The sequence below is a fragment of the Bradyrhizobium acaciae genome (genome assembly GCF_020889785.1).
Lineage (GTDB): Bacteria > Pseudomonadota > Alphaproteobacteria > Rhizobiales > Xanthobacteraceae > Bradyrhizobium > Bradyrhizobium acaciae.
In genome coordinates this window covers 64,487-72,914 of sequence record NZ_JACMYK010000023.1, presented here as the reverse complement: position 1 = coordinate 72,914, position 8,428 = coordinate 64,487, and the positions used below count along the sequence as shown (strand labels likewise).

Below are 8,428 nucleotides of genomic sequence, written 5' to 3'. Positions count from 1 at the left end.
GATTCAACCAAAACCCATCCCGCTCTAGAACTCGTCATAACACAGCTCGGGTTGCGGACCGGTTGTGAAGTTTGACGCTTTTTTGGAAGAGCTCTCACGCCGCGCAGAAATATTTTTTCAGATCGGAAAATCGTGTCGAAGCGCGCGCAACAACGGCGAATTCTACGCTCCCGCGCAATCTCGGCAGCCGATGAAACCCCGTATAATCACTACCCTTTTTTGCGCCGCGGCTAACATTTGTGAATCGCTTGCGCTGAATGTTATAGCGCATCCGAATTGGCGCTAAGTCTCACAAAAGCCTCATGGAACCAGACGTTAATGGCGCATTGCTGATTGACACTCCGGCATTGCGGACTTAACAATGGACTTAACAAGTTCGTAACGTATGTCCATGTTTGAGCTGCGTCGCAACAGACCAGTTGTGAATCAACAGCTTAAGTGCGGACGAGCGGCTTGAATCCTCGTATCCCAAGAGGGGCTACCTCGATGGCGACTTACAATCTCGACCAGACTGACCTCAAACACGCTCTCCACGGCACAATCGACCATGCAACCCAGCAACAGATCCTTGACTATCTGATCAACGCTGGCATCGGCTACACCAGCCCGGATAACGGCACCTCGATCCCGGTGCAGGTGGGCGCCGGCATCACCAATCCGGATCCGAACGCCAATGTTCTGATCGAAACTAACCCGAATAACACCGTTACCACCGACGCCAACCTGAAGGCGATCATCGAAGACACCAACAAGGACGTGACCTTGACGGTGAACGGCAGCACCCCGGTGCTGGTCGCGACCGGTAACGGCAACGATCAGATCTTCCTCAACAATACCGGTGACACCACGGTTCTCGCCGGCAACGGCAACGACACGATCTTCGGCGGTGCCGGTCACGACTCGCTCTCCGGCGGCAACGGCAACGATGTCCTGATCGACAACGTCTCCGGCCACAGCACGCTGGATGGCGGCAAGGGCAACGATCTGCTGTTCGGCACCGGTGCCGACACGCTGATCGGCGGTTCCGGCAGCGACACGCTGTACGGCGGCAGCTCGTCGACTCTCGAGGGCGGTACCGGCAACGACGTGCTGGTGTCTGGCAGCACTGCCGGTAATTCCAGCACGCTGGAAGGCGGCAAGGGCAACGATGTGCTGTACGGCGGTGCAGGCTCCGATCGCCTGTATGGCGGTGACGGCAACGACACGCTCTACGGCGGTTCTGGCGACCAGGTTCTCTACGGCGACAAGGGCAACGACGTCCTGGTCGGCGGCGCGGGCAACAACCAGCTCTACGGTGGTGCCGGCAACGACGCGCTCTACTCGAACTCGGATGCGTCGCACGCCTCGATCCTGGACGGCGCTGCCGGCAACGACTCGCTCTACGGCGGTGCCGGCAACGACACGCTGTATGGCGGCTCCGGCCACGACACGATGGTCGCCGGCTCGGGCAACCAGTCGCTGATCGGCGGCAACGATGGCTCGTCGTTCGTCGGCTCCGCGACCGGTACGGCTTCGATGGTCGGCGGATCCGGTCAGGACTACTTCTATCTGTCCAACCTGCACAGCAGCGACACCATCGACGGCGGTGCTGGCAGCAAGGACTCCCTGACCTTCCTGGATCACGCCTCGACCGACGTGACCGACATCTCCGCGGGCAAGGACGGTTCTCTGGACATCAACTTCAGCAATGGCCAGGTGACCCAGATCAGCAACATCGAATACCTGATCTTCAACGATGGTCACTCGACCAAGCTGTAAGATGCTAGGTCTTCTGCACTGAGCTTAAGGCGCCGCCTCAACCCAGGTTGAGGCGGCGCTTTTTTTCAGGGGCTACATCGATGGCGACCTCCAATCTCGACCAGACGGGCCTCGAGGCAGCGATCCACTCCGCGATCGATCACGCAACCCAGCGAGAGATTCTTGACTACCTGATCAGCGCGGGCATCGGCTACACCAGCCCGGATAACGGCGCGACGATCCCAGTGCAGGACGGGGCTGGTATCAGCAACCCGGATACGGCCGCCAACGTTCTCATCGAAACCAACGCCAGCAATACCGTTCACCCCGGCGCCGGTCTGAAGGCGATCATCGAAGCCACCAACAGCGATGTGACGCTGAGCGTGATCGGCAGCAGCCCGGTGCTGGTCGCGACCGGCGCCGGCAACGACTATGTCTCCTTTGTCAGCAGCGGGGATACGGATTTTATCGTCGATACGACGGTTTTTGCCGGCGCCGGCAACGACACGGTGTTCGGTGGTGGCCCGTCGGAACTGTATGGCGATAGCGGCGACGACGTGCTGGTGTCGGGCAGCACGGGGGACAGCAAACCCAGCACGCTTTACGGCGGTACAGGAAACGACACGCTGATTGGTGGCTGGGGCGAAGATAGCCTGTATGGCGGCGCCGGTGACGACTGGTTGAGCGCGGGTCCGGGTTATGGCCACGAGGTTCTCGACGGCGGCCCGGGGAATGACACCCTCGTCGGAGGCCAATACTTGCTCGGCGTCGGCGGCAACGGCTGCGAGTTCTACGGCGGCGCAGGCAACGACGTACTCTACGCGGGTGTGTTTGTGCGTCCAGGCTCGATGATGATGCTGTGGGGCGCTGACGGCAACGACACGCTGTATGGCTCTGCCGCTGCCAACACGATGGATGGCGGCGACGGCAACGACCTGCTGGTTGGCGGCGCCGGCACTGTCGCGGAGTACGGTGGCAGCGGGAACGACATTCTCTATTCAGGCGCGCGTGACTTGTTGGGGGTCGTGCTCGACGGCGGTGCGGGCGACGACACGCTGGTTGGTGGTGTCGTCGGTGGTAGCGAGACGCTGTATGGCGACGCTGGCAACGACCTGCTGGTTGGTGGTGAGGAGACTGCTGCCGAGTACGGCGGCAGCGGCAACGACGTGCTCTACTCGGGCAACGGTGCGGTGCCCGGTGCGAGGTACGGCTCGATCCTCGATGGCGGTGACGGCAACGACTCACTCTATGGCGGAGGTGCCGACACACTCTATGGCGGCGCCGGCGACGACCTGCTGGCTGGCGGCGCTGGTAACGACACACTGTACGGCGGCGCCGGCAGCGATGTGCTTTACTCGGGCAGCGATTCGTTCCACGGGACCATGCTTGATGGCGGTGACGGCAACGACGTGCTCTATGGCTCGTCGCTCTCTGGCGGCGCCGGCGCCAACAGCGACACGCTGCAAGGCGGCGCCGGCAACGACACGCTGATTGGCGGTACGGGGACCTATTCCGAGCACGGCGGCAACGGCAACGACGTGCTCTACGCGGGCAGCGATGCATTGCGCGCGACCGTGCTTTTTGGCGATGACGGCAACGATGTGCTCTATGGCAGCGCCCGCAACGACACGCTGCGTGGCGGCTCCGGCCACGATACGCTGGTCGCCGGTTCGGGCCACCAGTGGCTGGTCGCCGGCGGCAACGATGGTTCGTCGTTCGTCGGCTCCGCGACCGGTACGGCTTCGATGGTCGGCGGCGCCGGTCAGGACTATTTCTATCTGTCCAATCCCCATAGCAGCGACACCGTCGACGGCGGTGGCGGCAGCAAGGATTCCCTGACCTTCCTGGATCACGCCTCGACCGATGTGATCGACATCCGCGCTGGAAAGGGCGGATATCCGGACATCAACTTCAGCAATGGCCAGGTGACCCAGATCAGCAACATCGAATACCTGATCTTCAACGATGGTCACTCGACCAGGCTGTAGGATCCCGGCTTTGCACCAAGCGAAGACGCCTCAACTCATGTTGAGGCGGTGCTTTTGTTGCATGCCGATTGGACCTGATTGGAACATGCGCGGGTCTCTATCACAAGTTCCGTTTGGGACATGTCCGCCGACGGATGTTAGACGTTAGTTGGTCACATTCGGACCACGTAGCTTTTGTAAAGCCGTGGTGCTCGCTTGATACAACGGGAACCGTGGCCGATCGCTTTCTGCGGCCCGGGCTCATTCGGTCAAGACGAACGATCGCTGCAGAATTCAGCCGCTTAATGCGCGAACCCGCGGAGCTCTCGATTGGCCAAGAAGAAAATGCTGAATGCCGGCGCTGGATCGACGGTGACCAAGCGCATCCAGCCGCTCATGACATCGCACGAGTGGGAGGAGATCCGGCTCGACGTCGACGGCGGCGTGAATCCGGACGTGGTCGGATCGATCACTGATCTCGGTCGATTGTTCCCGTTGGCCACGTTCGATGCGATCTGGTGCTCCCACGTCATGGAGCATCTCTATGCCCATGAGATTCATCCCACCTTCATGCAGTTCCGCGAGGTTCTCAAGCCGGACGGCTTCGCGCTGATCATGTCGCCCGACCTGGAGGCCGTCGCTCAGCACATGCTGATCCACGGTCTCGGTGCAGTCGCCTATGTCTCGCCGGCCGGCCCGATCCGGCCACTTGATATGATCTACGGGCATTCCGGCGCAATCGAGCAGGGGCGCCACCACATGGCGCACAAGACCGGCTTTTCGTCCGAGCGGATGGGAAATCTGCTGCTCAGCGCCGGCTTTCCGACAGTCTCCGTGCGCAGCGAGAATTTCGAGGTGTGCGCGCTGGCGCTGATGCCGGAGGCCGAGGATGAGCGGATCCGGCCGCAGCTGGAGGCCTGCGGCTTCGACTTCCGGGAGACGGTGTCCGCCGCCTCGTGACTGTCGATGTTAACAAATGTTACAAATTCCGTGGTTAAACCGTCCACGGCAAATGTTCGAGGCCGGCTTCTTGCCTGTCGCGAAACATATCTTTTTGATGCGACGTGCCGAAAATGCTGCGTTAGCGAACTAACAGTGGTAAGTTATCATTCGCTAAGGCCGGGAACTGCGCAGTCGAAACTTTGAGGCATCCATGACCAAACACCTCTCGCTCGTCGGCGCACCTTCGGTGGAAGGGTTGCCACCCTCGGGTCTCGCCTGCCTCGTCATCGTGGCAAGGCAGCATGGGCTGCATCTGACCCCGTCCCAGCTCATCCACGACAATCTTCTGGGTGACCAGGAAGTCACGCTTCCCGAGCTTCTGAAGTGCGCAAATACATCCGGAATGACGGCCAAGGCCGTCACGCTGGACTGGAAGGGGCTGAGCCATCTCAAGCGGGCGCTGCCGGCCATCGTCCGCCTGCGTGACGGCAGCCACATGGTGTTGCTGCGCCTCGAAGGAGATGAAAACAGCTCGCGGGTGGTGCTGCAGGATCCGAACGCGAGCGAGGACGCGCTGCTCGTCATCGATCAACCGCGCTTCGAGGACATCTGGTCGGGCGACGTCGTCATGGCCAAGCGCGACTACGAGATTTCCGACGAGACCCAGCCGTTCAGCTTCGGTTTTGTCACCGCCCTGCTGTTCCGCGAACGGCGCATCCTGCGCGACGTCGCGATCGCGGCGTTGATCCTGGGCTTCATGGGCCTCGGACCGATCATGTTCTGGCGACTGCTCTCGGACAAGGTCATCTTCTACAAGGCCTACAACACGTTCTACGTGCTGTGCATCGCGATGTTCGTGCTGATCCTGTTCGAGGCGGCCTTCACGTTCCTGCGGCAGTACCTGGTCCAGCGTCTGACAGCGCGCCTTGACGTCAAGCTGTCGACTTACGTGTTCGAGAAGGTGCTCAATCTGCCGATCGATTATTTCGAGCAGAATCCTGTCGGCCTGATTTCGCGGGACATCCGCGAGGTATTTCGAATTCGCGGCTTCCTGACCGGACAGTTGTTCGGGACTATCCTCGATTCGACGACGTTGTTCTTCTTCCTGCCCGTCATGTTCTTCTTCAGCCCGATCATGACGCTGATGGTGCTTGCCTTTGCCGGACTGATCGTAACCTGGCTGGTCCTGATGCTGCCGGCCTACCGCAAGAAGTCCTCGGCGACGCTGGCCGCTGAGGGCGCGCAGGGCGCGTTTCTGATCCAGAGCCTGAACGGCATGCGGACCATCAAATCGCTGGCGCTCGATACGCGGCAGCGGCACATGTGGGATGTGCTCGTGGCGCGCGTCGCCAAAGCGCGTCTTGCGGAGGGCATGACCGGAACCGCCATCCAGACGCTGGTGAAGCCGTTGGAACGGCTGGCGGTGAGTGCGCCCTATGCGTTCGGTGTTTACCTCGCCGTGTCGAGCGGCGATCCGGTCTATGTCGGCGCGCTGTTCGCGTTTCTGATGCTGTCGCAACGCGTTGCCGGCCCGCTGATGCAGATGGCCCAGCTCATCAACCAGTATGACGAGGCGCGAACCGCGGTCACGATCGTCGGCAGGCTGGTCAATCAGCCGGCCGAGGAGGGACGCTCCGGCCATGGCGTGAGGGCGCCGCTGAAGGGCCTGGTCGAATTCTCCGGCGTCACGTTCAAGTACAAGGGCGCGGTGTCGCCGGCGCTGAACAATGTCTCCTTCGAGATTCCGCTCGGCACGACGCTGGGCGTGATGGGCAAGAGCGGCTCAGGCAAGACCACGATCACGCGGCTGTTGCAGCGCCTGCATTCCGACTACGGCGGTCTGATCAAGGTCGACGGCATCGATGTTCGCGAATACGACGTCGACCATCTCCGGCGCAACGTCGGCGTGGTGCTGCAGGAGAACTTCCTGTTCAGCGGCACGATCCGCGAGAATATTGCCGCCGCAAAGCCCGACGCGACCTTCGACGACATCGTCAGGGCCGCGCGATTGGCCGGCGCCGAGGAGTTCATCGACAAGCTGCCGCGCGGCTATGAGACCTATATCTACGAGGGATCCACCAATCTCTCCGGTGGCCAGCGTCAGCGCCTCGCGATCGCGCGAGCACTGATCGTCAATCCGCCGATCCTGATCCTGGACGAGGCGACCAGCGCGCTCGATGCCGAGAGCGAGACGATCGTGAACGCCAACATTTCGCGGATCGCGCAGGGGCGCACGCTAATCATCATTTCGCACCGCCTGTCGTCGCTGACGAAGGCCGACGCGATTCTCGTGCTCAATCGTGGCGTGGTCAACGATATCGGCCGCCACGACGAGCTTCTGGAACGAAACGACATCTATAGCTCGCTCTGGTACCAGCAGAATACGCATCTGGTGCCGGCGGGCCGCACCGAAAAGAACTTCAGGAGCCCGACCCTTGTCTCCTAATCAAGCGTCGCTCGCGACCGTCCGCCAGTTCCAGTCCGAAACCGATGCGATCCGCGAGGCGCCCGAGCCGTTGCTGGCCCGCGCGACGCTGTTCGCGCTGTCGGCGTTCATGGTATCCATCGTGGCGATCATGTGCTTCACGCGCGTCGACCGGGTGATCACGAGCGTGGGCGGCAGGATCGTTCCCGTGGATCAGATCAACGTGCTGCAGGCTCTGGACGCGTCGATCATCAAGACGATCGATGTTCGGGAAGGCCAGCAGGTCGAGACGGGGCAACTGCTTGCGACCCTGGACTCGACGTTCACCGCGGCCGATGTCACGCAGTACAAGTCGCAGATGGCGAGCCTCGAGGCGCAGGTCGCCCGCGACGAGGCCGAATTGTCCGGAAAGCCGTTGTCATACGGCGAGTCCAGCGATCCGGAAGTCACCAGATACAACGCCTTGCAGAAGGCGCTCTACGACCAGCGTGTCGCGCAGTATCGCGCGCAGGTGAACAGCTACGACTCCAAGATCAGCCAGACCGAGGCAACGATCCAGAAGTCGAAGAAGGACGACGAGCGGTACAGCCAACGTGCCGAGATCGCTGGCAAGATCGAGGACATGCGCTCGACCCTCGCCGAAAGCGGCAGCGGATCCAAGCTGAACCTGTACCTGTCGCAGGACAATCGGCTGGAGTTGTTGCGCCAGATCGACAACACGCACAACACCCTGCTGGAAGCGCAACACCAGCTGGAGTCGCTGAAGGCCGATCGCAGCGCCTTCACCGAGCAGTGGAACGCGCAGCTGAGCCAGGATCTGGTCACGACGCGCAACAACCTGGATACGGCCCGCTCGCAATACGACAAGGCGATCAAGCACCAGGACCTCGTCCGCTGGACCGCGGCCGAGCCGTCGGTCGTCCTGACCCTCGCCAAGCTCTCGGTCGGGTCCGTGCTGAAGCCGGGCGATCCCTTCATCACGCTGATGCCGCTCAAGACCCGGCTCGAGGCCGAGATCCAGATCCTGTCGCGCGACGTCGGCTTTGTCCGGCCGAACGACCCCTGCACCATGAAGGTCGATGCGTTCAACGCAGCGGAGCACGGTACGGCGCAGGGCAAGATACGCTGGATCAGCGAAGGCGCGTTCACGACCGACGATGACGGAAAGCCCGTCGATGCCTTCTACAAGGCGCGATGCTCCGTCGACGAAACCAACTTCAAGGATGTTCCGAAGAATTTCCGCCTCATCCCCGGCATGACGCTGCAGGGCGATGTCAATGTCGGCACCCGCTCGGTGGCGATGTATCTGCTCGGCGGCATGCTGCGCAGTGCCAAAGAAGCAATGCGCGAGCCATGA

5 protein-coding genes are annotated in these 8,428 nt (G+C 61.6%); all 5 read left to right on the top strand.

The window, feature by feature from the left end; translation table 11 throughout:
- The first annotated feature begins 486 nt into the window (after positions 1-486).
- The 5 genes from H8A92_RS40800 to H8A92_RS12760 all read left to right on the top strand — a co-directional run bounded on the left by H8A92_RS40800 (position 487) and on the right by H8A92_RS12760 (position 8,428).
- The gene (locus H8A92_RS40800) at positions 487-1,758 is read left to right on the top strand and encodes a calcium-binding protein (protein WP_274613348.1); all 1,272 of its coding nucleotides are present in this window, start codon (positions 487-489) and stop codon (positions 1,756-1,758) included.
- Between the two features lie 80 nt (positions 1,759-1,838).
- Entirely contained in the window at positions 1,839-3,725 is a 1,887-nt protein-coding gene (locus H8A92_RS40795; protein ID WP_274613347.1) for a calcium-binding protein, read from the top strand.
- A 324-nt stretch (positions 3,726-4,049) separates the two neighbouring features.
- On the top strand, positions 4,050-4,664 hold the full coding sequence (locus H8A92_RS12770) for a class I SAM-dependent methyltransferase (RefSeq protein WP_229196132.1): 615 nt from the start codon (positions 4,050-4,052) through the stop codon (positions 4,662-4,664).
- Between the two features lie 193 nt (positions 4,665-4,857).
- The gene (locus tag H8A92_RS12765; protein ID WP_229183796.1) at positions 4,858-7,092 is read left to right on the top strand and encodes a peptidase domain-containing ABC transporter; all 2,235 of its coding nucleotides are present in this window, start codon (positions 4,858-4,860) and stop codon (positions 7,090-7,092) included.
- Entirely contained in the window at positions 7,082-8,428 is a 1,347-nt protein-coding gene (locus H8A92_RS12760; RefSeq protein ID WP_229196130.1) for an HlyD family type I secretion periplasmic adaptor subunit, read from the top strand. Before H8A92_RS12765 ends, H8A92_RS12760 begins: the two co-directional genes overlap by 11 nt.

Excerpts from the sequence above, each read along its gene's own strand:
- H8A92_RS40800 (WP_274613348.1), top strand. The coding sequence starts at position 487 with ATGGCGACTTACAATCTCGACCAGACTGACCTCAAACACGCTCTCCAC.
- H8A92_RS12770 (WP_229196132.1), top strand. The coding sequence starts at position 4,050 with ATGCTGAATGCCGGCGCTGGATCGACGGTGACCAAGCGCATCCAGCCG.
- H8A92_RS40795 (WP_274613347.1), top strand. The coding sequence starts at position 1,839 with ATGGCGACCTCCAATCTCGACCAGACGGGCCTCGAGGCAGCGATCCAC.
- H8A92_RS12765 (WP_229183796.1), top strand. The coding sequence starts at position 4,858 with ATGACCAAACACCTCTCGCTCGTCGGCGCACCTTCGGTGGAAGGGTTG.